1 protein-coding gene is annotated in these 248 nt (G+C 81.5%); it reads right to left on the reverse strand.

The annotated features are described in order from the left end of the window. Positions 1-248 (reverse strand): ATP-binding protein (locus NJ376_RS28480; RefSeq protein WP_305880031.1); only part of this gene is annotated, 248 nt, incomplete at both ends.

Here is a 248-nt window from a genome sequence, read left to right on the forward strand (position 1 = left end):
CGCCGCCACAACCGCCTCCAGCCGCGCCGGCGGGGTGCCGAGCAGCGGGCGAAGGAGCAGCGCCTCCACCGCCGGGCGGGCCGGGGCCATGCCCGCCAGCCCCGCCGGGCCGCTGCCGCGCAGGGCGCGGAAGAGCAGCGTCTCCGCCTGGTCGGCCCGGTGATGGCCGAGCAGCAGCCAGGGTCGCCCCGCTTCGTGGCAGGCGGCGAGCAGGGCGGCGAGGCGAGCCTCCCGCGCGCGCGCCTGCA

It is taken from the genome of Siccirubricoccus soli, from assembly GCF_024178315.1.
Lineage (GTDB): Bacteria > Pseudomonadota > Alphaproteobacteria > Acetobacterales > Acetobacteraceae > Siccirubricoccus > Siccirubricoccus soli.